We start from the raw sequence: 25,505 nt of genomic DNA, 5'->3' as shown, positions 1-25,505 counted from the left end.
ATATTCGCGCCCTATTGTGAATATTTATAGCGCACTCAGAATCACTCGATGACGTGCGCGGAAGCGGAGTTTATATGTACGCGGTTTTCCAAAGTGGTGGTAAACAACACCGAGTAAGCGAAGGTCAGACCGTTCGCCTGGAAAAGCTGGACATCGCAACTGGCGAATCTGTTGAATTCGCTGAAGTTCTGATGATCGCAAACGGTGAAGAAGTCAAAATCGGCGTTCCTTTCGTTGATGGCGGCGTAATCAAAGCTGAAGTTGTTGCTCACGGTCGTGGCGAGAAAGTTAAAATCGTTAAGTTTCGTCGTCGTAAACACTACCGTAAGCAGCAGGGCCACCGTCAGTGGTTCACTGACGTGAAAATTACTGGCATCAGCGCCTAAGACCTGAGGAGAGATTTAAATGGCACATAAAAAGGCTGGCGGCTCCACTCGTAACGGTCGCGATTCAGAAGCAAAACGCCTGGGCGTAAAACGTTTCGGCGGTGAAGCAGTTCTGGCAGGTAGCATCATCGTTCGTCAGCGTGGCACCAAGTTCCACGCAGGTACCAACGTTGGTTGCGGTCGTGACCATACTCTGTTCGCTTTGACTGACGGTAAAGTTAAGTTCGAAGTTAAAGGCCCGAAAAACCGTAAGTTCATCAGCATCGAAGCTGAATAAGTTTTTCGCGTCCTGAAACGGATTAGAGCCCCGCAACTCGTTGCGGGGCTTTTTACATTAGAAGTCCGGTAAATTTCTGCAGGAAACGGGCATGAAGCAGCAGGCAGGCATTGGTATTATCCTGGCGCTCACCACAGCGGTGTGCTGGGGTGCATTACCCATTGCTATGAAGCAGGTGCTTGAGGTGATGGAGCCGCCAACGGTGGTGTTCTATCGCTTCCTGATGGCAAGTCTTGGTCTTGGCGCCATTCTGGCTATCAAGGGCAGGCTTCCGCCGCTGCGCATCTTTCGTAACCCGCGCTGGCTGGCGCTGCTGGCTATTGCAACCGGGGGGCTTTTCGGAAACTTTATTCTGTTTAGCTCATCGTTGCAGTACCTCAGCCCGACGGCATCCCAGGTGATTGGGCAGCTGTCACCGGTAGGTATGATGGTGGCAAGCGTCGTGGTGCTGAAAGAGAAAATGCGCGGCACGCAGATTATTGGCGCCATTATGCTGCTCTGCGGCCTGGTGATGTTTTTCAATACCAGTCTGGTAGAGATTTTTACCCGTCTGACGGATTACACCTGGGGCGTTATTTTTGGTGTATCTGCCGCGACGGTATGGGTCAGCTACGGTGTCGCGCAAAAGGTGTTATTGCGTCGTCTTGCATCACAGCAGATCCTCTTTTTGCTGTACACTTTATGTACAATTGCATTATTGCCGCTGGCCGCTCCAGGCAAAATTTTTGAACTGAGCGACTGGCAATTGGCCTGCCTGATTTTTTGCGGGCTGAATACCCTTGTGGGGTACGGTGCGCTGGCGGAAGCCATGGCGCGCTGGCAGGCGGCGCAGGTGAGTGCGTTAATCACCCTGACACCGCTGTTTACCCTGTTATTTTCGGATTTATTATCCCTGGCCTGGCCCGATTTCTTCGCCAGACCGATGTTAAACCTTTTAGGTTACCTCGGTGCGTTTGTCGTGGTTGCGGGCGCGATGTATTCCGCCATTGGTCATCGTCTTTGGGGCGGCTTACGCAAGCGTGAAGCAGGTATGCCGGTACCTCGCTCAGGCGAATGATTTACGGAGAGTAAAATGAAGTTTGTTGATGAAGCAACGATCCTTGTGGTCGCAGGCGATGGCGGTAATGGTTGCGTCAGCTTCCGCCGCGAAAAGTATATCCCGAAAGGGGGGCCGGACGGCGGTGACGGCGGTGATGGCGGTGACGTCTGGTTAGAAGCCGACGAAAACCTGAACACCCTTATCGACTACCGTTTCGAAAAATCTTTCCGTGCCGAGCGTGGACAGAACGGCCAGAGCCGTGACTGTACCGGCAAGCGCGGGAAAGACGTAAGCGTGAAAGTTCCTGTTGGTACCCGCGTCATTGACCAGGGCACCGGCGAAGTGATGGGCGACATGACCAAACACGGTCAGCGCCTGATGGTGGCTAAGGGTGGCTGGCATGGCCTCGGCAACAGCCGTTTTAAATCCTCCGTTAACCGTACCCCGCGTCAGAAGACTATGGGTACGCCGGGTGATAAACGTGACCTGCAGCTGGAGCTGATGCTGCTGGCAGACGTTGGGATGCTGGGGATGCCGAATGCCGGTAAATCTACCTTCATTCGCGCCGTTTCTGCGGCGAAGCCGAAAGTCGCTGACTATCCGTTTACCACGCTGGTTCCAAGCCTTGGCGTCGTCCGTATGGACAACGAGAAGAGCTTTGTGGTTGCCGATATTCCAGGACTGATTGAAGGCGCTGCGGAAGGGGCAGGCCTCGGTATCCGCTTCCTGAAGCATCTTGAGCGTTGCCGCGTTCTGCTGCACCTCATCGATATCGATCCTATCGACGGTTCCGATCCGGTTGAGAACGCCCGCATTATTATTGGCGAGCTGGAAAAATACAGCGAGAAACTGGCAGAGAAGCCACGCTGGCTGGTCTTCAACAAAATTGACCTGATGGACAAAGCGGCTGCTGAAGAGAAAGCGAAAGCTATCGCGCAGGCGCTGGGCTGGGAAGATAAGTTCTATCTTATCTCTGCGGCGAGCCAGGTGGGTGTGAAGGACCTGTGCTGGGATGTGATGACCTTTATCATCGAAAATCCGATTGTTCAGACGGAAGAAGAGAAAGTCGCGCAGAAAGTCGAGTTTATGTGGGAAGACTATCATCGCGAACAGCTTGAAGAAGTTGAAGTCGAAGACGATGAAGACTGGGATGACGACTGGGATGAGGACGACGAAGAAGGCGTCGAATTTATCTACAAGCGTTAATCAAAAAAGGCTCCCGATGGGAGCCTTTTTACTTAGTTATTCTGGTAAATATCTTTGTACAGACGACTTTCGAAGCGAACCAGTGGAATTCGGCGGTTTTTCTGATCGGCCGGCTCTACCGCATAGCCTGAAAGGTACTGCACAAAGGCCATACGCTGGCCGCTGGCGGTGGTGATAAAACCAGCGAGGTTGTAAACACCCTGCAGCGAACCGGTTTTTGCCGAGACCTTACCATCCACCCCAGCCTGGTGCAGACCCGCACGATACTGCAGAGAGCCGTCGTAGCCTGCCAGCGGCAGCATTGAGATAAAGTTCAGCTCGTTATCGTGCTGCGCAATGTACTGCAGCACCTGCATCATGGTGGCTGGCGCAATCAGATTGTGACGTGAAAGCCCGGAACCATCGGCGATGATGGTGTTTCCGAAATCAACCCCAGCCTGCTGACGAAGGATCTGGCGTACCGCATCAGAACCCGCACGCCATGTTCCCGGAACACCAAAGCGGGCATGGCCAATGGTACGAAAGACGGTATCGGCAATCATGTTGTCGGATTTCTTCAGCATGATCTTCAGCAGATCGTGAAGCGGGGCGGATTGCTTGCTGGCAATCACTGTGCCCGGGTCATTGACCTGAGTCTGGCGCAGAAGCGTGCCGCTGTAGGTAATGCCTGCCTGCTTAAGCTCGTCTTTGAGGATCGCCCCGGCGTAGGCCGCGCCGTCCTGAATGGCAAATGCCAGCGGCAGAGGCTCTGCGCGCTGCGGCAGGCACCCAGTCAGGGTGTAGCGGTTTAAATCGCCCGGCACGACGTCCAGTTCGCAATACTGTGCCTCACCTGAGCCACGTTGCAACGTGCGCACCTGGCTGAACATGGTAACCGGGTAGTATGACGCCACGCGAATAAACGCCAGATCGCCAGGCTTCTGACCGCTGTATAGGGAAATGGAGAAGCAGTTGCGGTCAACGATGGCCGCCGCCGGTGGAGCACTGAAGCACTGGGTTAAATCGTTCCACGGCCAGCCTGGGGCTTTATCATGGCTGGCAAAGACGGAGGTATCGATAAGCAGGTTGCCTTCGATTTTCTCGACCCCGGATTTTTTCAGGGTGGCGACCATATTGCGCAGATCCTGGCGCTTTAAGGTCGGATCGCCGCCGAAACGGGCGATAAGATCGCCTTTCAATACACCGCCCTGAACGTTGCCTTTGCTTTCCAGCGTGGTGGTAAAGCGGAAATCAGGGCCGAGCTGCAGCAGGGCCGCCAGCGCAGTGATAACTTTCTGGGTACTTGCGGGCAGCGCCATCTGTTGACCGTGATAGTCAATTTGTGGCGTAGGAGAACCTACTTTCTGGACCATGAGCGCAAGATTGGCACCTGCGGGAAGTTGACTAAGGTAATCCTCAACATTCGCCGCCTGGACACTGAACGCTATACTGGTGGTCAATCCGATGATAAATCTGGAGAATCGCATAATCTCGCGCTAACAACCTGGAATCAAGCCGTCATACTACGGCGCATCGCCCTGAAAAGTAAACGATGACCCATAGTGAACTTCGGGGTAAAATACGCATCAAATTAAAAAATTGCTGCTGACCTGGGACAATGCTTCCGGGTCAGTTTTCTTTTGCTCTTATCCTGCCAGCCACCGATCTGTGCCAGGAAGAGGCTCCGGAGCGGTCAGTAGCCGCTCCCCGAAGGAATGATGAAGAGGTATAACAAATGCAAGCTATTCCGATGACCTTACGCGGTGCTGATAAACTGCGCGAAGAACTGGAGTTCCTGAAATCCGTTCGCCGTCCTGAAATTATTGCGGCCATCGCTGATGCACGTGAACACGGCGACCTGAAAGAAAACGCGGAATATCATGCCGCCCGTGAACAGCAGGGCTTCTGTGAAGGACGCATCAAAGATATTGAAGCGAAACTGTCGAATGCGCAGGTTATCGATATCAGTAAAATGCCCAATAACGGTCGTGTGGTGTTTGGTTCCAGCGTCACCGTGCTGAATCTGGATAACGATGAGGAGCAGACCTATCGCATCGTTGGTGACGATGAGGCTGACTTCAAGCAAAACCTGATATCTGTGAACTCACCTATCGCCCGTGGGCTGATTGGTAAAGAGCAGGACGACGTTGTCGTTATCCGCACGCCAGGTGGTGAAGTGGAGTACGAAATCATCAAAGTGGAATACCTTTGATTTTGGCCTTCGTCACATTTGTTGACAGTTTGTAAAGATAAGAAAAAGGCCGCATAGCGGCCTTTTATCAACGTAAAGAGCATGGCATTTTGCTCGTCTGCTTGCGGAAACCCCTCGTTTTACACAATGTTGTGTTCGACTTTAGGATATCCTTAGCGTGGCAGCGAGATTTTGCGCTCTTTAGTTGGACGATACAGAACCAGCGTTTTACCGATGACCTGTACGTTACAGGCACCGGTCTCACGAACGATAGCTTCAACGATCAGGTTTTTGGTGTCGCGGTCTTCCGAGGCGATTTTCACCTTGATCAGTTCGTGATGGTCCAGCGCTTGTTCAATCTCGGCCAGTACCCCTTCGGTCAAACCATTATTGCCAAGCATAACAACAGGCTTGAGCGGATGTGCCAGACCTTTGAGGTGCTGTTTTTGTTTAGTACTCAGATTCATCGTATATTTTTGCTTACGTTGGGATTGAAAACGGTACATTCTACCGCCATCTCCCTAATATCGCCAAACTACCGCGTCGAAATTTACGTCGGTGTATATGATGAACCCGGATGGAAAGTTAAATGACAGGTAAAAAGCGTTCTGCCAGCTCGAGCCGCTGGCTCCAGGAACACTTTAGCGATAAATATGTTCAACAGGCACAGAAAAAGGGGTTACGTTCCCGTGCCTGGTTTAAACTTGATGAAATACAGCAAAGTGACAAACTTTTTAAGCCGGGAATGACCATCGTCGATCTCGGTGCAGCTCCCGGAGGATGGTCACAGTATGCTGTGACACAAATCGGTGGGGCGGGTCGCATCATTGCTTGCGATCTTTTACCAATGGATCCAATCGTCGGTGTGGACTTCCTTCAGGGCGATTTTCGTGATGAATTAGTGCTGAAGGCGTTACTTGAGCGTGTTGGTGACAGTAAGGTACAGGTAGTCATGTCAGATATGGCACCAAACATGTGTGGAACACCGGCGGTTGATATTCCGCGAGCCATGTATTTGGTGGAACTGGCGCTCGAAATGTGTCGAGATGTACTGGCGCCAGGTGGTAGTTTTGTAGTCAAAGTGTTCCAGGGCGAAGGTTTCGAGGAGTATCTTAAGGAAATTCGCTCCCTGTTTACGAAAGTGAAGGTTCGTAAGCCGGACTCTTCCCGCGCACGTTCGCGTGAAGTGTACATTGTAGCGACCGGGCGAAAATGATAGACGGTGGATTTCAGGCGAAATTTTGAAAGAAACTGGATATATAGTATCCTGACGCTGTTTTTAACACAGTTGTAATAAGAGGTTAATCCCTTGAGTGACATGGCGAAAAACCTAATACTCTGGCTGGTCATTGCCGTTGTGCTGATGTCAGTATTCCAGAGCTTTGGGCCCAGCGAGTCGAACGGCCGTAAGGTGGATTACTCAACCTTCCTGCAAGAGGTCAATAATGACCAGGTTCGCGAAGCGCGTATCAACGGACGTGAGATCAACGTTACCAAGAAAGATAGTAACCGTTACACGACTTACATTCCGGTTAACGATCCTAAGCTGCTTGATAACCTGCTGACCAAAAACGTCAAAGTTGTTGGTGAACCGCCGGAAGAACCAAGCCTGCTGGCTTCTATCTTCATTTCCTGGTTCCCGATGCTGCTGCTGATCGGTGTCTGGATCTTCTTCATGCGCCAAATGCAGGGCGGAGGCGGCAAGGGGGCGATGTCCTTCGGCAAGAGCAAAGCCCGCATGCTGACGGAAGATCAGATCAAAACCACCTTTGCTGACGTTGCCGGTTGCGACGAAGCGAAAGAAGAGGTGGCGGAACTGGTTGAATACCTGCGCGAGCCGAGCCGTTTCCAGAAGCTGGGCGGTAAAATTCCTAAAGGTGTCCTGATGGTGGGCCCGCCAGGTACCGGTAAAACGCTGCTGGCGAAGGCGATTGCTGGCGAAGCGAAAGTGCCTTTCTTCACCATTTCAGGTTCTGACTTCGTTGAAATGTTCGTTGGTGTTGGTGCATCTCGTGTGCGTGACATGTTCGAACAGGCTAAGAAGGCGGCACCTTGCATTATCTTCATCGATGAAATCGATGCCGTGGGTCGTCAGCGTGGTGCTGGGCTTGGCGGTGGTCACGATGAACGTGAGCAGACACTGAACCAGATGCTGGTTGAGATGGACGGCTTTGAAGGTAACGAAGGTATCATCGTTATCGCGGCAACTAACCGTCCTGACGTACTGGACCCTGCGCTGCTGCGTCCAGGTCGTTTCGACCGTCAGGTTGTTGTTGGTCTGCCGGACGTTCGCGGTCGTGAGCAGATCCTGAAAGTGCATATGCGCCGTGTACCGCTGGCGCCGGATATCGATGCGGCAATCATTGCCCGTGGTACTCCTGGTTTCTCCGGTGCGGATCTGGCAAACCTCGTCAACGAAGCTGCGCTGTTTGCCGCTCGTGGTAACAAGCGCGTTGTGTCGATGGTTGAGTTTGAAAAAGCGAAAGACAAAATCATGATGGGTGCGGAACGTCGCTCCATGGTGATGACGGAAGCGCAGAAAGAGTCTACGGCGTACCACGAAGCGGGTCACGCGATTATTGGTCGTCTGGTACCGGAGCACGATCCGGTGCATAAAGTGACGATTATCCCGCGCGGTCGCGCGCTGGGTGTGACCTTCTTCCTGCCGGAAGGCGATGCTATCAGCGCCAGTCGTCAGAAGCTTGAAAGTCAGATCTCCACCCTGTACGGCGGTCGTCTGGCAGAAGAGATTATCTACGGTGTGGAACACGTTTCGACCGGTGCGTCTAACGACATTAAAGTCGCGACTAACCTGGCACGTAACATGGTCACTCAGTGGGGCTTCTCTGACAAACTCGGTCCGCTGCTGTATGCGGAAGAAGAAGGCGAAGTGTTCCTCGGACGTAGCGTGGCGAAAGCGAAGCACATGTCTGACGAAACGGCTCGTATCATCGACCAGGAAGTGAAAGCGCTGATTGAGCGTAACTACAATCGCGCCCGTCAGATCCTGAACGATAACATGGATATTCTGCACTCGATGAAAGATGCGCTCATGAAATATGAGACCATCGATGCTCCGCAGATCGATGACCTGATGGCGCGTCGCGAAGTGCGTGCTCCGGCAGGGTGGGAAGATCCAAATACGCCGAACAATTCTGACAACAATGGCACCCCGCGTGCGCCACGTCCGGTTGATGAACCGCGTACGCCAACGCCGGGCAACACCATGTCAGAACAGTTGGGTGACAAATAAGTTATCTGCTGTTGATGACTGCGTTTCTTATCAAAAACCCTGGGGCTTGCTCCGGGGTTTTCTCATTCCAGTAATCATAAAAAAGCATGGATAAGACGATGAAGCTGACCGCTCAGGGCACCACGCTCGACCTCAATTTTCCTCATGTGATGGGGATCCTCAACGTAACTCCTGATTCGTTCTCCGATGGCGGCACGCACAACACGCTGGTTGAAGCGGTAAAACACGCCAACCTGATGATTAATGCCGGGGCAACCATTGTTGATATCGGCGGCGAGTCCACTCGCCCAGGTGCGGCGGATGTCAGCGTAGAAGAGGAGCTTGAGCGGGTTATTCCGGTGGTAGAAGCTATTGCCCAGCGTTTTGAAGTCTGGATTTCGGTAGATACCTCAAAACCCGAAGTTATCCGCGAATCGGCACGCGTGGGGGCGCACATCATCAATGATATTCGCTCGCTGAGCGAACCAGGCGCGCTCGAAGCTGCTGCACAGACCGGCTTACCGGTGTGTCTGATGCATATGCAAGGGCAGCCCAAAACGATGCAGGAAGCGCCGCATTACGATGACGTATACGCCGACGTGAATCGCTTTTTTATTGAGCAGATCGAACGCTGTAAACGTGCCGGTATCGCAAAAGAAAAATTGTTGCTCGACCCGGGCTTTGGTTTCGGTAAAAATCTCTCCCACAATTACGCATTGCTCGCACGACTGTCCGAGTTTCACCACTTTGATCTGCCGTTGCTCGTGGGGATGTCGCGTAAATCCATGGTGGGGCAACTGCTTAACGTAGGGCCTTCGGAACGTCTGAGTGGCAGCCTGGCTTGCGCGGTTATTGCCGCCATGCAGGGTGCGCAAATCATTCGCGTCCATGATGTAAAAGAAACGGTAGAGGCGATGCGCGTGGTCGAAGCGACGCTGTCAGCAAGGGAAAATAAACGTTATGAGTAACCGTAAATATTTTGGTACCGATGGGATCCGTGGTCGCGTTGGTGATGCGCCTATTACACCTGATTTTGTTCTGAAGCTCGGCTGGGCGGCAGGGAAGGTGCTGGCACGTCATGGCTCACGTAAGGTGATTATCGGTAAGGACACCCGTATCTCTGGCTATATGCTGGAATCTGCACTGGAAGCAGGCCTGGCGGCGGCGGGGCTTTCTGCCTCCTTCACCGGCCCGATGCCGACTCCGGCGGTGGCTTACCTGACACGCACCTTCCGTGCCGAAGCAGGGATCGTTATTTCTGCTTCCCATAACCCGTATTACGACAACGGCATCAAGTTCTTCTCTATCGATGGCACCAAACTGCCGGATGAAGTGGAAGAAGCTATCGAAGCTGAACTCGAAAAAGAGATTACCTGTGTTGATTCCGCCGAGCTGGGTAAAGCCAGTCGCATCGTGGATGCCGCCGGACGTTACATCGAATTCTGTAAGGCGACCTTCCCGAATGAGCTGAGCCTGGCTTCGCTTAAGGTGGTGGTGGACTGCGCAAACGGTGCGACCTACCACATTGCGCCGAGCGTTTTCCGCGAACTGGGCGCGAAAGTTATCACCATGGGCTGCGAGCCGGATGGGTTGAACATTAACGAAGAAGTGGGGGCTACCGATGTACGTGCCCTGCAGGCGCGCGTGGTGGCTGAGAAAGCCGACCTCGGTATTGCTTATGATGGCGACGGCGATCGCGTCATCATGGTTGACCATCAGGGTAACAAGGTCGATGGCGACCAGATCCTCTATATCATTGCCCGTGAAGGGTTGCGTCAGGGCCAGCTGCGCGGCGGAGCCGTCGGCACGTTGATGAGCAACATGGGCCTTGAGCTGGCGCTGAAGCAGCTGGGTATTCCGTTTGCCCGTGCGAAAGTGGGCGACCGCTACGTGCTGGAAATGCTGCAGGAAAAAGGCTGGCGCATTGGCGCGGAAAACTCCGGCCATGTGATTCTGCTGGATCAGACCACGACCGGTGACGGTATCGTGGCGAGCCTGCAGGTGGTGGCGGCGATGGTGCGTAACCACATGACTCTGCACGATCTGTGTAGCGGGATGAAAATGTTCCCACAGCTGCTGGTGAATGTACGTTACACCGCAGGCTCAGCGAACCCGCTGGAAAACGAAACCGTGAAACAGGTGACGGCAGATGTTGAAGCGGCGCTGGCTGGCCGTGGCCGTGTACTGCTGCGTAAATCCGGCACCGAGCCGTTGATTCGCGTGATGGTGGAAGGCGAAGATGAAGCGCAGGTCAGCGAGTTTGCCCATCGTATTGCTGATGCAGTAAAAGCGGTGTAACACCCCGCGCTATGTGCTTAAAAAGGCGGCGTAAGTCGCCTTTTTAATGAGCAAAGATGTGCTTTTTGCTGTTTTTTTCCGCACTTGATACAATGCGATGAAATTGCCCTTGCGAAGGTTATTCGCTTTGGTTAGTATTCACACCCGCTTCAGTGGGAAACGTTAAAACGTCCCGCTTTATTGGTCGAAGCAATTGGCATGCGGTATCCCCGCAAGGAACAGGTTGATTATGTACGAAGCTCTTTTAGTAGTTTTCCTTATTGTAGCGGTTGGCCTGGTAGGTCTGATCATGCTGCAGCAAGGTAAAGGCGCTGATATGGGAGCCTCCTTCGGAGCAGGTGCTTCCGCTACACTGTTTGGTTCCAGCGGTTCAGGCAACTTTATGACCCGTATGACTGCAGTACTGGCGACGCTGTTCTTCATCATCAGTCTGGTTCTGGGTAACCTGAATACCAACAAGACCAACAAAGGAAGCGAGTGGGAATCACTGAGCGCACCGGCGAAAACCGAGCAGACTCAGCCAGCAGCTCCGGCCCAGCCGAGCAGCGATATCCCGCACTAAGTTATAAGTCGTACCGAGGTGGTGGAATTGGTAGACACGCTACCTTGAGGTGGTAGTGCCCTAACGGGCTTGTGGGTTCGAGTCCCATCCTCGGTACCAATATTCCAGAAGAAAGACGTCGAAAGACGTCTTTTTTTTCGTCTGTATTTTCCCCTTAACGATCCCATTCCGGCATTTATTAATAAACAAACCTGTACTGGCTCCACCTCTGGCAAAACAGATAATGTTCGCTACCGAATATTTTTTATGCTGAAGCAGGATCCGGTCGTGCGTTATTACCAAATGTTGATGTTATCAGGAGCCCTTTTTTTGGCAGGGTGTAGCAGCCAGTCTCAGGAAACGGTCAACGATATTAAATCGTTGTCGATACCAGTGGTGAACCAGAGTGTGTCATCACCGACAGGAGAGGCAAACAGCAGCCTGAAGGGCCGTCACCGCGACAACTCGCAGCGCATTAATACCCTGAGGCAGGATCTTAAAACTGAGTATCTGCAGAATATCAGGCCGGAAGATGTGCTGGACGCGAGAAATAGTGAAGTGCAGAGCGTGTACGCCGCGCTGACCAAACTCGATGAGCTTGCCGCGATGAACGATCATTATTTGAAGGAAAGTAATCAGCCTGGGCTTGAGAAGATAAGCCAGGTGTTAAAACCGCTGACGCTTAAATCGTGATACATCCAGACCGGCCAGGGCGGCCGGTCATGGTTTATGATGGTCAGAAGCTGAAGTTCATCCCCGCATAGGCCCCATCGGCCAGCACGTTGTCCTGGTGACCATCTTTCCCTTCCATATCGATATAACGATAACCCGCTTCCACGTTGAATGATTTGGTGATCTGGAAACGCGCGCCAGCGCCGGCTTCGGTGTAGTCTTTTACACCACTCGACAGAGAGTCCGGTGAGTAGTAGTAATCACCGAACAGCGCGAAACGATCGCCAAGCGGGATGGTTGCCCCACCGCCCAATGCGACGGCATAACCTTCATTACCTTTGTTTGGGTTCAGGTACATCGCCTTACCGCCAAAGTTGACCATAATCGATCCCAGCAGGAAGTTATAACCCATACCCAAACCCGCGACATCGCCGTCGTTATCACTATGCGCCCAGTTGCCGGTGAACGTGAATCCCGGCTCGGAGCCGCCAAAGGTGGCCGACAGGTTCGTGTAGTTATCACCGGCCTCGCCATGAAGATTAACGTCAGCGAAAGCGCTGGTTGATGCGATCATGGCGATCGCCAGAATACCGGTTTTCAGAGCAGAATTTGTCATCATTGTTTCTCGCAGATATAAAAAAGCCCGACTGACAATCGGGCAAACAAAAACCAAATGCGTAAGCATGCCTACGCGAAGCAGGGCGTCTTACTGACCTGTGATATTGATAACGACGCGACGGTCCGGTGCCAGGCAGCTTTTCAGCGCGCTGCCGGTCAGGCTGTCGCACTGGGTTCCGGTAACGGATTCAGTGGCGCCACGGCCTTCGGTGCTGATGTTATTTGCCGGCATACCCTGCTCGATAAGCGCTTCGGCGACGGCCTGTGCACGTTCAGCGGAGAGTTGCTGGTTGTAGGCTGCGGAACCGGTACGGTCGCTGTAACCAATAACCATCGTGGATTTGTCTTTTGCTGCCTGCAGTTCTGGGGACTGGTACAGCTGGGCAACGGCCATTTTGCCTTCCTGCGTCAGCGTTGCTGAGTCGTAGGCAAACATGACGTCAGATTTCAGGTTGAAGGTTTTAGTTTCAGCGACAACCGGCGCCGGAGTCGGTGCCGGGGCAACCACTGGCGTTTCCTCGTTCTGACCGAAGCGGTAAACGATGCCAGCGGTTACGGTGCTGGAGTCAGCGCTGATGCCAATCTGATTGGAGTTACCTACATTGCTGACCCACTGGTATTCCAGGCGACCGGCCAGAGCTGGGGTGAACGCATACTCGGTACCTACCGCAGCCAGAGGACGTACACCGGTTTCGAAGTTGTTGTGACCGGCAACATCAGATTCAGCACGGTAGCCCATGGCACCCGCACGACCGTAGATGTCCCAGGCGTCATTAATGGCGTAGCTGGCTTTCATTGACAGCTGCAGGCCCTGGCTCTTCATTTTGCCGCCGTTTACACCGTTATTACCGTTCACCTGCATATTGCCGAGGTAGTCATAGCCACCTTCAACCGCCAGCCAGTTGTTGATCTGGTAGCCGCCGAATACACCGCCGCCAACGTTGTCGCTGTCGGTATTAAAGTCGGAGGCACCCTGCAGAGAATCGTTGAAGTTGCCGTTACCGCTGGCGTCGAAATAATGCGACCAGCCCAGTTTAGCACCGCCGTACCAGGTGCCGGCGTCAGCAGCAGCGAAAGCGGTAGAAACCGCGCAGGAATTTAAGACGAGTAATGCAACGAGTGTTTTTTTCATAGCGAATCCTGTTGGACCATAATGTGGGATGGTCAAAGAATGAAAATGTAATTATTTCAGGCCGCTACGATAAAGCTAAATATGTGAGAGGGTAATCATTGTTTTGTTTAAATTTAAATGGCATCCATGCGCATTTAATAATATGTCAAAACTTTTCAGGTAATAACTTAATGCTACGTAAATATCCGCCGCGGATAAAATCAATATATTCCCCTTTCTTTAGTGCGGATAATACATTCAGGACACTGCTGCGGGATAAATGTGTGCGATCTTGTATATATTCCAGAATAGAAACCCGCATACGTGTCTCTTCCGGCAGGAGGATCATTTCCAGTAGATGATTACGTATCACCGAGTAGGTGCGCTGTTGGAGTACCAGATCGTCACGGTATCCCATATACGCCGTGTGATAGGAGAGTAGTGCTGTCACGTCCTCCCAAAGGTTCTCTTCACGAAAGATAGCTTTGGCCTTGCTGGCCTCAATACGTAATATCGTCGATTTCACTTCCGGACGTAGTGCGTGGCTGCGTAAAGGTTGAAACATTTCCGCGACACCAAACAGATGGGGTTCGTAGACGGTGACCAACACCAGATTATCAGAGGTGCGAAGAATAGAGAGCTCACCCTCAAGGAAAATATATAAATTTGCCTCTTCTTTCTGTTTCCATGTAATTCGCTTACGAGAAGGAATATTCATGGGTGTCGCATGCGGCAAAAGTGTGTTAATCAGACGAGAGATAGCCTGCTCGGGTCTGGTTGGAGGACAGATTTGCATGAATGCCTCATGAAATAAATGAAAGTCAGTTGATGAAAAATTATAGACCGAATTACCCGCGTGAAAATGGCAAGCATAACATTTTAGTTACGTTCCGTGAGGTCGCAAACTTTTTGTTGTTTAAAAATGCACAAGGCTGACACGCTTTCACGTATCAGCCCTGGGCGGAGTACGACCCGCTTATTTCTTGTCGCTGTGTTCCAGATTCTCAACCTGCGGCAGGCCATTGCCGGCTGAGGTCGAGAGCAGGCCGGTCTGGCTGTAACCAAACAGTTTTGCCCGCGTGTCGATGATATCGAGGTTACGCATGGTCAACTGGCCAATACGATCGTCCGGTGAGAACACGGAGTCGCCTTTCTCCATGGTCAGACGTTCGGCCTGGTAGGTCAGGTTATCAGAGACGGTATTCAGAATGGAATAGTCGTTACCGCGACGCAGCTCAAGCGTGACTTCGCCGGTGATGGCGCTTGCCACCCAACGCTGCAGTGAATCACGCAGCATCAGTGCCTGAGGATCGAACCAGCGACCCTGATACAGCAGACGACCCAGCTGGCGACCGTGGGCGTGGTACTGCTCAATGGTATCTTCGTTGTGGATACCGGTCAGTAGACGCTCGTAGGCGATGTGCAGCAGCGCCATCCCCGGCGCTTCGTAAATACCACGGCTTTTCGCTTCAATGATACGGTTCTCAATCTGGTCGCTCATGCCCAGACCGTGACGACCACCGATGCGGTTAGCTTCCAGCATCAGCTGTACGTCATCGCTGAAGGTTTTGCCGTTCAGCGCGACCGGATGCCCCTGCTCAAAGCGGATGGTGACTTCTTCTGCGGCGATTTTGACATTCTCATCCCAGAACTTCACGCCCATAATCGGGTTCACGATTTTCACGCTGGAGTTGAGAAACTCCAGGTCTTTGGCTTCGTGGGTGGCACCCAGCATGTTGGAGTCGGTCGAGTAGGCTTTCTCAACCGACATTTTGTAGTCGAAACCGCAGGCAATCATAAACTCAGACATTTCCAGACGACCACCGAGCTCGTCGATGAAGTCGGTATCGAGCCACGGTTTGTAAATCTGCAGCTCGGCGTTGGTCAGCAGACCATAGCGGTAGAAGCGCTCAATGTCGTTGCCTTTATAGGTGCTACCGTCGCCCCAGATGTTCACGCCGTCTTCTTTCATCGCGGCAACGAGCATGGTACCCGTCACGGCACGGCCCAGAGGAGTGGTGTTGAAGTAGGTCAGACCGCCGGTGGTGTTATGGAATGCGCCACACTGAATGGCGGCAATACCTTCGGCGACCAGCTGTTTGCGGCAGTCGATTAAGCGGGCGTTCTCAGCGCCATATTCCATCGCACGGTGTGGAATAGCGTCATAGTCATCTTCGTCGGGTTGCCCCAGATTAGCGGTATAGGCATAGGGAACCGCGCCTTTTTTGCGCATCCACAGCAGCGCAGCACTGGTGTCCAGCCCACCGGAGAAAGCGATGCCAACGCGTTGGCCTGTTGGAAGATGCTTGAGAATCGTCGTCATAAGTAAAACCCTGCTCGCCAGACTATGATGGAATCATTATGAATTCGTAATTGCATGTTTATGCAATTTTAGTGAGTTTTCATTTAATCATTTTTTATGTGGAACAGGAAGGGGTTCCCGAATTTTTCTTGAGATTTTCTTCCTGACCGCAAAAATGTATCTGCATAAGCATAGCGGATCTATGCGGAAAAAAGCCGCGCGGATAAGGTTGACACCAGGGGGCATTTTTCAATATACTGCAAGCCGATTTAACGTCCCGTCCTCGGTACCAAATCCCAGCAGTATTTGCACTTTTTACTCAAGATGAGTAAAATATGCCACGTTTCAGGCGCGGGGTGGAGCAGCCTGGTAGCTCGTCGGGCTCATAACCCGAAGGTCGTCGGTTCAAATCCGGCCCCCGCAACCATTTTCCCATTGAGATTTTTTTCAAATATACTGTGAAGACATAGGGCTTCGTAGCTGGATTTGAAAGAAATCTCCTGGAAAATGTTCCAGACCGCGTCAGCGGTTATAGGGTTCAGTTATCTAAAGCCCCGATTTATCGGGGTTTTTTGTTATCTGACTACAGAATAACTGGGCTTTACGCCCTTTTTTTATGTCTTGGGGGTGGGTTTGTCCACATTAGAGCAAAAATTAACTGAGATGCTCACTGCACCGGTTGAAGCTTTGGGTTTCGAGCTGGTCGGCATCGAATTTGTTCGCAGCCGCACTTCGACGCTGCGTATCTATATAGATAGTGAAAATGGCATCAACGTTGATGATTGTGCTGATGTCAGTCACCAGGTCAGCGCGGTAATGGACGTCGAAGATCCCATTACTGTTGCCTACAACCTGGAAGTGTCTTCTCCAGGTCTCGACCGTCCTCTGTTCACCGCGGAACACTACACGCGTTTCCTGGGTGAAGAGGCCACACTGGTCCTGCGTATGGCGGTACAGAACCGTCGCAAATGGCAGGGCATCATTAAAGCGGTTGACGGTGAAATGATAACAGTAACTGTCGAAGGCAAAGATGAAGTGTTCGCGCTGAGTAACATCCAGAAGGCGAACCTGGTTCCCCACTTTTAACAGTCTGGATTGAGGTGAAAGGCCCCGATGAACAAAGAAATTTTGGCTGTTGTTGAAGCCGTTTCCAACGAGAAAGCGCTGCCGCGTGAGAAAATTTTCGAAGCGCTGGAGAGTGCACTGGCAACGGCAACAAAGAAAAAATACGAACAGGAAATTGACGTTCGCGTAGAGATCGATCGCAAAAGCGGCGACTTCGACACCTTCCGCCGTTGGGTTATCGTTGAAGAAGTGACCCAGCCGACGAAAGAAATCACCCTCGAAGCAGCACGCTACGAAGACGAAAGCCTGAACGTGGGTGAGTACGTTGAAGATCAGATCGAATCCGTCACTTTCGACCGTATCACTACCCAGACCGCAAAACAGGTTATCGTACAGAAAGTACGTGAAGCTGAGCGCGCGATGGTGGTCGATCAGTTCCGTGAGCACGAAGGTGAAATCATCACCGGCGTGGTGAAGAAAGTGAACCGTGACAACATTTCCCTGGATCTCGGTAGCAACGCTGAAGCCGTTATCCTGCGTGAAGACATGCTGCCGCGTGAAAACTTCCGTCCGGGCGACCGCATTCGCGGCGTACTGTACTCGGTACGTCCTGAAGCGCGCGGTGCGCAGCTGTTCGTGACCCGTTCAAAACCTGAGATGCTGATCGAACTGTTCCGCATCGAAGTGCCGGAAATCGGCGAAGAAGTTATCGAGATTAAAGCGGCTGCTCGCGATCCTGGCTCCCGTGCGAAAATCGCGGTAAAAACTAACGACAAGCGTATCGATCCGGTCGGTGCTTGCGTTGGTATGCGCGGTGCTCGTGTTCAGGCGGTTTCTACCGAACTGGGCGGCGAGCGTATCGATATCGTACTGTGGGACGACAATCCGGCGCAGTTCGTTATCAACGCTATGGCTCCGGCGGATGTGGCGTCTATCGTCGTTGACGAAGACAAACACACCATGGACATCGCTGTTGAAGCGGGCAACCTGGCGCAGGCTATCGGCCGTAACGGTCAGAACGTGCGTCTGGCATCGCAGCTGAGCGGCTGGGAACTCAACGTGATGACCGTTGACGACCTGCAGGCGAAGCATCAGGCAGAAGCGCACGCTGCTATCGATACCTTCACCAAATATCTTGATATTGATGAAGATTTCGCAACAGTGCTGGTAGAAGAAGGCTTCTCCACGCTGGAAGAACTGGCCTATGTGCCAATCAAAGAGCTGCTGGAAATTGACGGCCTGGACGAACAGACCGTAGAAGCTCTCCGTGAACGTGCGAAAAACGCACTGACTACTCTGGCGCTGGCCCAGGAAGAAAGCCTCGGTGATAAGAAACCGGCTGACGATCTGCTGAACCTTGAAGGTCTGGATCGTGCAATGGCCTTCAAACTGGCTGCCCGTGGTGTTTGTACGCTGGAAGATCTCGCTGAACAAGGCGTTGATGACCTGTCTGATATCGAAGGGATGACCGACGAGAAAGCGGGTGAACTCATCATGGCCGCACGCAACATTTGCTGGTTCGGCGACGAAGCGTAATAAACTGTAGCAGGAAGGAACAGCATGACAGATGTAACCGTAAAATCGCTGGCCGCAGAGATTCAGACCTCAGTGGACCGCCTGGTACAGCAATTTGCTGATGCAGGCATCCCGAAGAAGGCTGATGACTCTGTGACCGCGCAAGAGAAACAAACCCTGTTAGCACACCTGAACCGTGAACACGGTTCAGCACCTGACAAACTGACGTTGCAGCGTAAAACGCGCAGCACGTTGAGCGTTCAGGGTACCGGTGGTAAAAGTAAATCGGTACAGATCGAAGTCCGCAAAACACGCACCTTTGTGAAACGTGATCCGCAAGAAGCTGAGCGTCTCGCGGCAGAAGAAGAAGCGCAGCGTGAAGCGGAAGAAAAAGCCCGTCGTGAAGCAGAAGAAACTGCTAAGCGCGAGGCGCAACTTAAAGCTGAACGTGAGGCCGCAGAACAAGCGAAGCGTGACGCCGCCGACAAGGCTAAACGTGAAGCAGCGGAAAAAGACAAAGTGAGCAATCAACAAATCGACGAAAAAACCAAAGCCGCCCTGACTGAAAAAGCTCGCCGTGAAAACGAAGCTGCTGAGCTGAAGCGTAAGTCAGAAGAAGAAGCGCGTCGCAAGCTTGAAGCTGAAGCAGCTCGCGTAGCGGAAGAAGCTCGCCGTATGGCCGAAGAGAATGCGGGTGCCTGGGCTGAGCAGGAAAAAGTGGAAGAAGATAAGAGCGATTATCACGTTACCACTTCCCAGCATGCTCGCCAGGCTGAAGATGAAAACGACCGTGAAGTTGAAGGTGGTCGTGGTCGTGCTCGCACAGCATCAAAAGCGGCTCGTCCTCAGAAGAAAGGCAACAAGCACGCTGAATCCAAAGCTGACCGTGAAGAAGCTCGTGCAGCGGTTCGCGGCGGTAAAGGTGGTAAGCGTAAAGGTTCCGCTCTGCAGCAGGGCTTCCAGAAGCCGGCTCAGGCCGTTAACCGTGACGTTGTGATCGGCGAAACCATCACCGTTGGCGATCTGGCCAACAAGATGGCGGTTAAAGGCTCTCAGGTCATCAAAGCGATGATGAAGCTGGGCGCAATGGCGACCATCAACCAGGTTATCGACCAGGAAACGGCACAGCTGGTTGCAGAAGAGATGGGTCACAAGGTTATCCTGCGTCGTGAGAACGAGCTGGAAGAAGCCGTAATGAGCGACCGTGATACTGGCGCTGCGGCTGAACCGCGTGCACCGGTTGTGACCATCATGGGTCACGTTGACCACGGTAAAACCTCTCTGCTTGACTACATTCGTTCCACGAAGGTGGCCTCCGGTGAAGCGGGTGGTATTACCCAGCACATCGGTGCTTACCACGTAGAAACCGATAACGGCATGATCACCTTCCTGGATACCCCGGGCCACGCCGCGTTTACCTCTATGCGTGCTCGTGGTGCTCAGGCGACGGATATCGTGGTTCTGGTTGTCGCGGCTGACGATGGCGTGATGCCGCAGACCATTGAAGCAATCCAGCACGCGAAAGCGGCGCAGGTGCCTCTGGTAGTTGCAGTCAACAAAATCGATAAACCGGAAGCTGACCTGGATCGCGTTAAAAACGAACTGTCTCAGTACGGCGTTATGCCGGAAGAGTGGGGCGGCGAAGCGCAGTTCATCCCAGTATCTGCAAAAGCAGGTACCGGTATTGATGACCTGCTGAACGCTATCCTGCTGCAGGCTGAAGTTCTGGAGCTGAAAGCGGTTCGCAAAGGTATGGCAAGCGGTGCAGTCATCGAATCCTTCCTGGATAAAGGTCGTGGTCCGGTGGCAACCGTTCTGGTTCGCGAAGGTACGCTGAACAAAGGCGACATCGTTCTGTGTGGCTTCGAATACGGCCGCGTTCGTGCAATGCGTAACGAACTGGGTCAGGAAGTGCTGGAAGCGGGTCCGTCTATTCCGGTTGAAATCCTCGGTCTGTCCGGTGTTCCGGCTGCGGGTGATGAAGTGACCGTGGTTCGTGACGAGAAGAAAGCGCGTGAAGTTGCACTGTATCGTCAGGGCAAATTCCGTGAAGTTAAGCTGGCTCGTCAGCAGAAATCTAAACTCGAGAACATGTTCGCCAACATGACCGAAGGCGAAGTTCACGAAGTGAACGTCGTTCTGAAAGCTGACGTTCAGGGTTCTGTCGAAGCGATTTCCGACTCCTTGCTGAAACTGTCTACCGACGAAGTTAAAGTGAAGATCATCGGTTCTGGCGTAGGTGGTATCACCGAAACCGACGCAACCCTGGCAGCAGCTTCCAACGCTATCCTGGTTGGCTTCAACGTACGTGCTGATGCTTCTGCGCGTAAAGTTATCGATGCTGAAAGCCTGGATCTGCGTTACTACTCCGTCATCTATAACCTGATCGACGAAGTTAAAGCGGCAATGAGCGGCATGCTGTCTCCGGAACTGAAACAGCAGATCATTGGTCTGGCTGAAGTTCGTGACGTGTTCAAATCACCGAAATTCGGTGCGATCGCGGGCTGTATGGTTACCGAAGGTCTCATTAAACGCCACAACCCGATCCGCGTACTGCGCGACAACGTGGTTATCTATGAAGGCGAGCTGGAATCCCTGCGCCGCTTCAAAGATGACGTTAACGAAGTCCGTAACGGCATGGAATGTGGTATCGGTGTTAAGAACTACAACGACGTTCGCGTTGGCGATATGATCGAAGTATTCGAAATCATCGAGATCCAGCGTACTATTGCGTAATTGCTGATGGTAAGCCGGGATCGCCTCGCGCCCCCGGCAGTTAATTTTAAAAGGGGCTTCTGGCCCCTTTTTTGTCTGGAGAATTTATTATGGCGAAAGAATTTGGTCGCCCGCAGCGCGTGGCCCAGGAGATGCAAAAAGAGATCGCAATCATCCTGCAGCGCGAAATTAAAGATCCGCGTCTGGGCATGATGACCACCGTTTCCGGTGTTGAGATGTCCCGCGATCTGGCCTATGCCAAAGTGTTCGTGACTTTCCTGAACGACAAAGATGAAGAAGCGGTGAAAGCGGGGATTAAAGCCCTGCAGGAAGCGTCTGGTTTCATCCGTTCTCTGCTCGGCAAAGCCATGCGCCTGCGCATTGTGCCTGAGCTGACCTTCTTCTACGACAACTCGCTGGTCGAAGGTATGCGTATGTCTAACCTGGTGACCAGCGTGGTGAAACATGACGATGAACGTCGTGTGAACCCGGACGACAGCAAGGAGGACTGATGAGTCGTCCTCGTCGTCGTGGTCGCGATGTGCATGGCGTGCTGCTGCTGGATAAACCGCAGGGCGCGTCCAGCAATGATGTTCTGCAAAAGGTGAAGCGTATCTATAACGCCAACCGTGCCGGACATACTGGTGCGCTGGACCCATTAGCAACCGGCATGCTGCCGATCTGCCTGGGCGAAGCGACCAAGTTTTCCCAGTACCTGCTGGACTCTGATAAACGCTATCGCGTGATTGCCCGTCTGGGCCAGCGTACCGATACCTCCGATGCCGACGGTCAAATCGTCCAGGAGCGTCCGGTGACGTTTAATGACGCGCAGTTGGCAGAAGCGCTGGAAAGTTTTCGTGGCAATACCGAGCAGGTACCCTCGATGTATTCCGCGCTGAAGTATCAGGGTAAAAAGCTGTACGAATACGCCCGCCAGGGTATTGAAGTACCGCGCGAAGCCCGGCCGATCACCGTCTACGAGCTGCTGTTTATTCGCCATGAGGGGAATGAGCTGGAGCTTGAAATCCACTGCTCGAAGGGCACCTACATTCGTACCATTATTGACGATTTAGGTGAAAAGCTCGGCTGCGGAGCGCACGTTATTTACCTGCGCCGTCTGGCAGTCAGCAAATATCCGGTTGAGCGGATGGTGACGCTCGAGCAGCTGCGTGAGCTGGTCGAGCAGGCAGAGCAGCAGGCGATACCGGCGGCAGAGCTGCTGGATCCGCTGCTGATGCCGATGGACAGCCCGGCATCCGACTTCCCACGGGTGAACATCCCGACGGTAGTTGCCGCGTACTTTAAGAATGGCCAACCGGTTCGTGCCTCGCAGGCGCCATCGGAAGGTCTGGTTCGCGTCACCGAAGGTGAAGAAGAAGCGTTCATCGGTATGGGCGAAATCGACGATGAGGGCCGTGTGGCACCGCGTCGTCTGGTTGTTGAATACCCGCAATAATCCACTCATCTTGCGATCAATGATGGCTACGAGTAGAATATTGCGGCTTAACGCTCGTTCAATTGTTTAACAATTGATTTGGCGTTACACCTGGGGTGGCTGAATTAGAGATCGGCACCCTTTCTTTCTTTTTAATTCTGGAGTTCAAAATGTCTCTAAGCGTTGAAGCTAAAGCTCAAATCGTTTCCGAGTTCGGTCGTGGTGCAAACGACAGCGGTTCTACCGAAGTTCAGGTAGCTCTGCTGACTGCTCAGATCAACCACCTGCAGGGCCACTTTGCAGAGCACAAAAAAGATCACCACAGCCGTCGTGGTCTGCTGCGTATGGTTTCTCAGCGTCGTAAACTGCTCGACTACCTGAAACGTAAAGATGTTGCACGCTACACCGCGCTGATCGAGCGTCTGGGTCTGCGTCGCTAAGTCTGGCGAGTTTCAAAAAAGAGGGGCCTTCATGGCCCCTTTTTTCAAGCCGATGGCAGCAATTCACTGGAAACTAATGTATTGTTGCTTTAAATGATCTTCATTGCAGAGGTTCGCGCGGCTAATGAGAGGCTTCACCCGTGACGGGTTAGGGTTGTCATTAGTCGCGAGGATGCAAGAGGATCGGGTGCATGGGGCGGTATACCCGAAGCGGTTTGCTGCCCCTTAACTACGTAAAGGATATTATTTTGCTTAATCCGATCGTTCGTAAATTCCAGTACGGCCAACATACCGTCACTCTGGAAACCGGCATGATGGCACGCCAGGCAACGGCTGCTGTCATGGTTAATATGGATGACACCGCGGTATTCGTTACCGTTGTTGGCCAGAAAAAAGCTAAACCGGGTCAGGACTTCTTCCCGCTGACCGTTAACTACCAGGAGCGTACCTACGCTGCCGGTAAAATCCCGGGTGGTTTCTTCCGTCGTGAAGGCCGTCCGAGCGAAGGCGAAACCCTGATCGCGCGTCTGATTGACCGCCCGGTTCGCCCGCTGTTCCCGGAAGGTTTCGTGAACGAAGTTCAGGTTATCGCGACCGTGGTTTCCGTTAACCCGCAGGTTAACCCGGATATCGTGGCGATGATCGGTGCTTCCGCCGCGCTGTCTCTGTCCGGCATTCCGTTCAACGGCCCAATCGGTGCTGCTCGCGTTGGTTACATCAACGACCAGTACGTACTGAACCCAACCAAAGAAGAGCTGGTTTCCAGCAAACTGGATCTGGTTGTTGCCGGTACTGAAGCCGCTGTCCTGATGGTTGAATCCGAAGCTGAACTGCTGAGCGAAGATCAGATGCTGGGCGCGGTGGTCTTTGGCCACGAGCAGCAGCAGATTGTTATCCAGAACATCAACGATCTGGTGAAAGAAGCCGGTAAACCGCGTTGGGACTGGCAGCCGGAAGTGGTTGACGCTGCACTGAACGCGCGCGTTGCAGCCCTGGCTGAATCCCGTCTGAGCGATGCTTACCGCATCACCGACAAACAGGAACGTTACGCTCAGGTTGATGCTATCAAATCTGAAGTTATCGCGACCCTGGTTGCTGAAGACGAAGCGCTGGACGCTAACGAGCTCGGCGAAATTCTGCACGCTATCGAGAAAAACGTCGTTCGTAGCCGCGTTCTGGCCGGCGAACCGCGTATCGATGGTCGTGAAAAAGACATGATCCGTGGTCTGGACGTCCGTACTGGCGTGCTGCCGCGTACTCACGGTTCCGCACTGTTCACCCGTGGTGAAACTCAGGCGCTGGTCACCGCAACGCTGGGTACTGCCCGCGATGCACAGATCATCGACGAAATCATGGGCGAGCGTACTGACAGCTTCCTGTTCCACTACAACTTCCCTCCGTACTCCGTTGGTGAGACCGGTATGGTTGGTTCGCCGAAGCGTCGTGAAATTGGTCACGGTCGTCTGGCGAAACGTGGTGTGCTGGCAGTGATGCCGACTGCGGATGAATTCCCGTACACCGTTCGTGTGGTTTCCGAAATCACCGAATCTAACGGTTCTTCTTCCATGGCTTCCGTGTGTGGTGCTTCTCTGGCACTGATGGACGCGGGCGTTCCGGTGAAAGCCGCCGTTGCGGGTATCGCGATGGGTCTGGTGAAAGAAGGCGACAACTTTGTTGTTCTGTCTGACATCCTGGGCGACGAAGATCACCTGGGCGATATGGACTTCAAAGTAGCGGGTTCCCGCGAAGGTATCTCTGCGCTGCAGATGGATATCAAAATTGAAGGTATCACCAAAGAGATCATGCAGGTTGCTCTGAACCAGGCTAAAGGTGCACGTCTGCACATCCTGGGCGTGATGGAACAGGCTATCAACGCACCGCGCGGTGATATCTCTGAATTCGCTCCGCGTATTCACACCATCAAGATCAATCCGGACAAGATCAAAGACGTTATCGGTAAAGGCGGTTCTGTTATCCGTGCCCTGACCGAAGAAACCGGCACCACCATCGAAATCGAAGATGACGGTACCGTGAAGATCGCAGCAACCGATGGCGACAAAGCGCAGCACGCGATTCGTCGTATCGAAGAAATTACTGCAGAGATCGAAGTAGGTCGTATCTATAATGGTAAAGTGACCCGTATCGTTGACTTTGGCGCGTTCGTTGCCATCGGTGGCGGTAAAGAAGGTCTGGTTCACATCTCTCAGATCGCTGATAAGCGCGTAGAGAAAGTGACCGATTACCTGCAGATGGGCCAGGAAGTACCGGTTAAAGTTCTGGAAGTCGATCGCCAGGGCCGCGTACGTCTGAGCATCAAAGAAGCAACCGAGCAGTCTCAGCCTGCTGCCGCGCCGGAAGCTCCGGCCGCGGAACAGGGCGAGTAAGGTTGCCATTTGCCCTCTGCTTCGGCAGAGGGCGTATTGACCCGGCAGGATGCCTTGTTAGCAACCGGGGAACAGGACGTTCATCCAATTGTTGTCTTC

The 25,505-nt window shown here is 53.0% G+C and carries 24 protein-coding genes and 2 tRNA genes; 20 read left to right on the top strand and 6 right to left on the bottom strand.

Going from position 1 to position 25,505, the window contains the following annotated elements; genetic code table 11:
- The first annotated feature begins 74 nt into the window (after nt 1-74).
- From rplU to cgtA, 4 genes are all read left to right on the top strand, one after another.
- Nucleotides 75-386 (top strand): 50S ribosomal protein L21, encoded by a 312-nt coding sequence (rplU, locus tag C7387_RS14580; protein ID WP_003025032.1) that lies wholly within the window; start codon nt 75-77, stop codon nt 384-386.
- A gap of 19 nt (nt 387-405) precedes the next feature.
- Nucleotides 406-663 carry a 50S ribosomal protein L27 gene (gene rpmA, locus C7387_RS14575; RefSeq protein WP_006818116.1) on the top strand — a complete coding sequence of 86 codons (258 nt, stop codon included), beginning with the start codon at nt 406-408 and terminating at the stop codon, nt 661-663.
- A 91-nt stretch (nt 664-754) separates the two neighbouring features.
- On the top strand, nt 755-1,720 hold the full coding sequence (locus C7387_RS14570; protein WP_006818117.1) for a DMT family transporter: 966 nt from the start codon (nt 755-757) through the stop codon (nt 1,718-1,720).
- 15 nt (nt 1,721-1,735) lie between these two features.
- Entirely contained in the window at nt 1,736-2,908 is a 1,173-nt protein-coding gene (gene cgtA, locus C7387_RS14565; RefSeq protein WP_006818118.1) for an Obg family GTPase CgtA, read from the top strand.
- Nucleotides 2,909-2,940: 32 nt separating this feature from the next.
- On the opposite strand, the gene dacB is transcribed toward cgtA, so the two are convergent.
- Nucleotides 2,941-4,374 (bottom strand): serine-type D-Ala-D-Ala carboxypeptidase, encoded by a 1,434-nt coding sequence (gene dacB / locus C7387_RS14560; protein ID WP_038255995.1) that lies wholly within the window; start codon nt 4,372-4,374, stop codon nt 2,941-2,943.
- Between the two features lie 248 nt (nt 4,375-4,622).
- Here dacB and greA point away from each other — a divergent pair, with 248 nt between their 5' ends.
- Nucleotides 4,623-5,099, top strand: a complete 477-nt coding sequence (gene greA, locus C7387_RS14555; RefSeq protein ID WP_006818120.1) for a transcription elongation factor GreA — start codon at nt 4,623-4,625, stop codon at nt 5,097-5,099.
- A 152-nt stretch (nt 5,100-5,251) separates the two neighbouring features.
- Here the strand turns inward: greA and yhbY are convergent, their stop codons facing one another.
- Entirely contained in the window at nt 5,252-5,545 is a 294-nt protein-coding gene (yhbY, locus tag C7387_RS14550; protein ID WP_038256110.1) for a ribosome assembly RNA-binding protein YhbY, read from the bottom strand.
- A gap of 122 nt (nt 5,546-5,667) precedes the next feature.
- Between yhbY and rlmE the strand changes: the two genes are divergently transcribed.
- From rlmE to C7387_RS14515, 7 genes are all read left to right on the top strand, one after another.
- A complete protein-coding gene (rlmE, locus tag C7387_RS14545) occupies nt 5,668-6,294 on the top strand; it encodes a 23S rRNA (uridine(2552)-2'-O)-methyltransferase RlmE (RefSeq protein WP_006818122.1) in 627 nt (208 codons plus the stop codon).
- Nucleotides 6,295-6,396: 102 nt separating this feature from the next.
- Nucleotides 6,397-8,331, top strand: a complete 1,935-nt coding sequence (gene ftsH, locus C7387_RS14540; RefSeq protein WP_006818123.1) for an ATP-dependent zinc metalloprotease FtsH — start codon at nt 6,397-6,399, stop codon at nt 8,329-8,331.
- A gap of 98 nt (nt 8,332-8,429) precedes the next feature.
- Entirely contained in the window at nt 8,430-9,278 is an 849-nt protein-coding gene (gene folP / locus C7387_RS14535; protein ID WP_038255993.1) for a dihydropteroate synthase, read from the top strand.
- Complete coding sequence (gene glmM, locus C7387_RS14530; protein WP_006818125.1) at nt 9,271-10,608, top strand: phosphoglucosamine mutase; 1,338 nt, start codon at nt 9,271-9,273, stop codon at nt 10,606-10,608. Before folP ends, glmM begins: the two co-directional genes overlap by 8 nt.
- Nucleotides 10,609-10,837: 229 nt before the next feature.
- On the top strand, nt 10,838-11,170 hold the full coding sequence (gene secG / locus C7387_RS14525) for a preprotein translocase subunit SecG (protein WP_006818126.1): 333 nt from the start codon (nt 10,838-10,840) through the stop codon (nt 11,168-11,170).
- A 12-nt stretch (nt 11,171-11,182) separates the two neighbouring features.
- A tRNA-Leu gene (locus C7387_RS14520) sits at nt 11,183-11,269 on the top strand.
- Between the two features lie 210 nt (nt 11,270-11,479).
- On the top strand, nt 11,480-11,842 hold the full coding sequence (locus tag C7387_RS14515; protein WP_134436747.1) for a hypothetical protein: 363 nt from the start codon (nt 11,480-11,482) through the stop codon (nt 11,840-11,842).
- Between the two features lie 43 nt (nt 11,843-11,885).
- On the opposite strand, the gene C7387_RS14510 is transcribed toward C7387_RS14515, so the two are convergent.
- The 4 genes from C7387_RS14510 to argG all read right to left on the bottom strand — a co-directional run bounded on the left by C7387_RS14510 (nt 11,886) and on the right by argG (nt 15,873).
- Nucleotides 11,886-12,437, bottom strand: coding sequence for a YfaZ family outer membrane protein (locus tag C7387_RS14510; protein ID WP_038255990.1), 552 nt, complete (start codon nt 12,435-12,437; stop codon nt 11,886-11,888).
- Nucleotides 12,438-12,527: 90 nt separating this feature from the next.
- Nucleotides 12,528-13,571, bottom strand: a complete 1,044-nt coding sequence (gene ompA / locus C7387_RS14505; RefSeq protein WP_120816953.1) for a porin OmpA — start codon at nt 13,569-13,571, stop codon at nt 12,528-12,530.
- A 145-nt stretch (nt 13,572-13,716) separates the two neighbouring features.
- Complete coding sequence (locus C7387_RS14500; RefSeq protein WP_038255986.1) at nt 13,717-14,346, bottom strand: winged helix-turn-helix transcriptional regulator; 630 nt, start codon at nt 14,344-14,346, stop codon at nt 13,717-13,719.
- A gap of 180 nt (nt 14,347-14,526) precedes the next feature.
- Nucleotides 14,527-15,873 carry an argininosuccinate synthase gene (gene argG / locus C7387_RS14495; protein WP_120816952.1) on the bottom strand — a complete coding sequence of 449 codons (1,347 nt, stop codon included), beginning with the start codon at nt 15,871-15,873 and terminating at the stop codon, nt 14,527-14,529.
- Nucleotides 15,874-16,202: 329 nt separating this feature from the next.
- Here argG and C7387_RS14490 point away from each other — a divergent pair.
- The 8 genes from C7387_RS14490 (at nt 16,203) to pnp (ending at nt 25,406) form a co-directional block, all read left to right on the top strand.
- Nucleotides 16,203-16,279: transfer RNA gene (locus C7387_RS14490), tRNA-Met, on the top strand.
- A 206-nt stretch (nt 16,280-16,485) separates the two neighbouring features.
- Nucleotides 16,486-16,938: a ribosome maturation factor RimP gene (gene rimP, locus C7387_RS14485; RefSeq protein WP_038255984.1), complete on the top strand. Its 453-nt coding sequence runs from the start codon at nt 16,486-16,488 to the stop codon at nt 16,936-16,938.
- A 27-nt stretch (nt 16,939-16,965) separates the two neighbouring features.
- Nucleotides 16,966-18,453 carry a transcription termination factor NusA gene (gene nusA / locus C7387_RS14480; RefSeq protein ID WP_006818134.1) on the top strand — a complete coding sequence of 496 codons (1,488 nt, stop codon included), beginning with the start codon at nt 16,966-16,968 and terminating at the stop codon, nt 18,451-18,453.
- Between the two features lie 24 nt (nt 18,454-18,477).
- The gene (gene infB, locus C7387_RS14475) at nt 18,478-21,168 is read left to right on the top strand and encodes a translation initiation factor IF-2 (protein ID WP_006818135.1); all 2,691 of its coding nucleotides are present in this window, start codon (nt 18,478-18,480) and stop codon (nt 21,166-21,168) included.
- A gap of 89 nt (nt 21,169-21,257) precedes the next feature.
- The gene (gene rbfA / locus C7387_RS14470; RefSeq protein ID WP_006818136.1) at nt 21,258-21,659 is read left to right on the top strand and encodes a 30S ribosome-binding factor RbfA; all 402 of its coding nucleotides are present in this window, start codon (nt 21,258-21,260) and stop codon (nt 21,657-21,659) included.
- Nucleotides 21,659-22,603, top strand: a complete 945-nt coding sequence (gene truB / locus C7387_RS14465; protein WP_006818137.1) for a tRNA pseudouridine(55) synthase TruB — start codon at nt 21,659-21,661, stop codon at nt 22,601-22,603. Before rbfA ends, truB begins: the two co-directional genes overlap by 1 nt.
- A gap of 149 nt (nt 22,604-22,752) precedes the next feature.
- Nucleotides 22,753-23,022, top strand: a complete 270-nt coding sequence (gene rpsO, locus C7387_RS14460; protein ID WP_035891092.1) for a 30S ribosomal protein S15 — start codon at nt 22,753-22,755, stop codon at nt 23,020-23,022.
- A gap of 248 nt (nt 23,023-23,270) precedes the next feature.
- The gene (gene pnp / locus C7387_RS14450) at nt 23,271-25,406 is read left to right on the top strand and encodes a polyribonucleotide nucleotidyltransferase (protein WP_120816951.1); all 2,136 of its coding nucleotides are present in this window, start codon (nt 23,271-23,273) and stop codon (nt 25,404-25,406) included.
- The last annotated feature ends 99 nt before the right edge of the window (nt 25,407-25,505 follow it).

Origin of the sequence: Yokenella regensburgei, from assembly GCF_003634235.1 — a bacterium.
GTDB lineage: Bacteria > Pseudomonadota > Gammaproteobacteria > Enterobacterales > Enterobacteriaceae > Yokenella > Yokenella regensburgei.
This window is presented reverse-complemented; position numbering and strand designations above follow the sequence as displayed.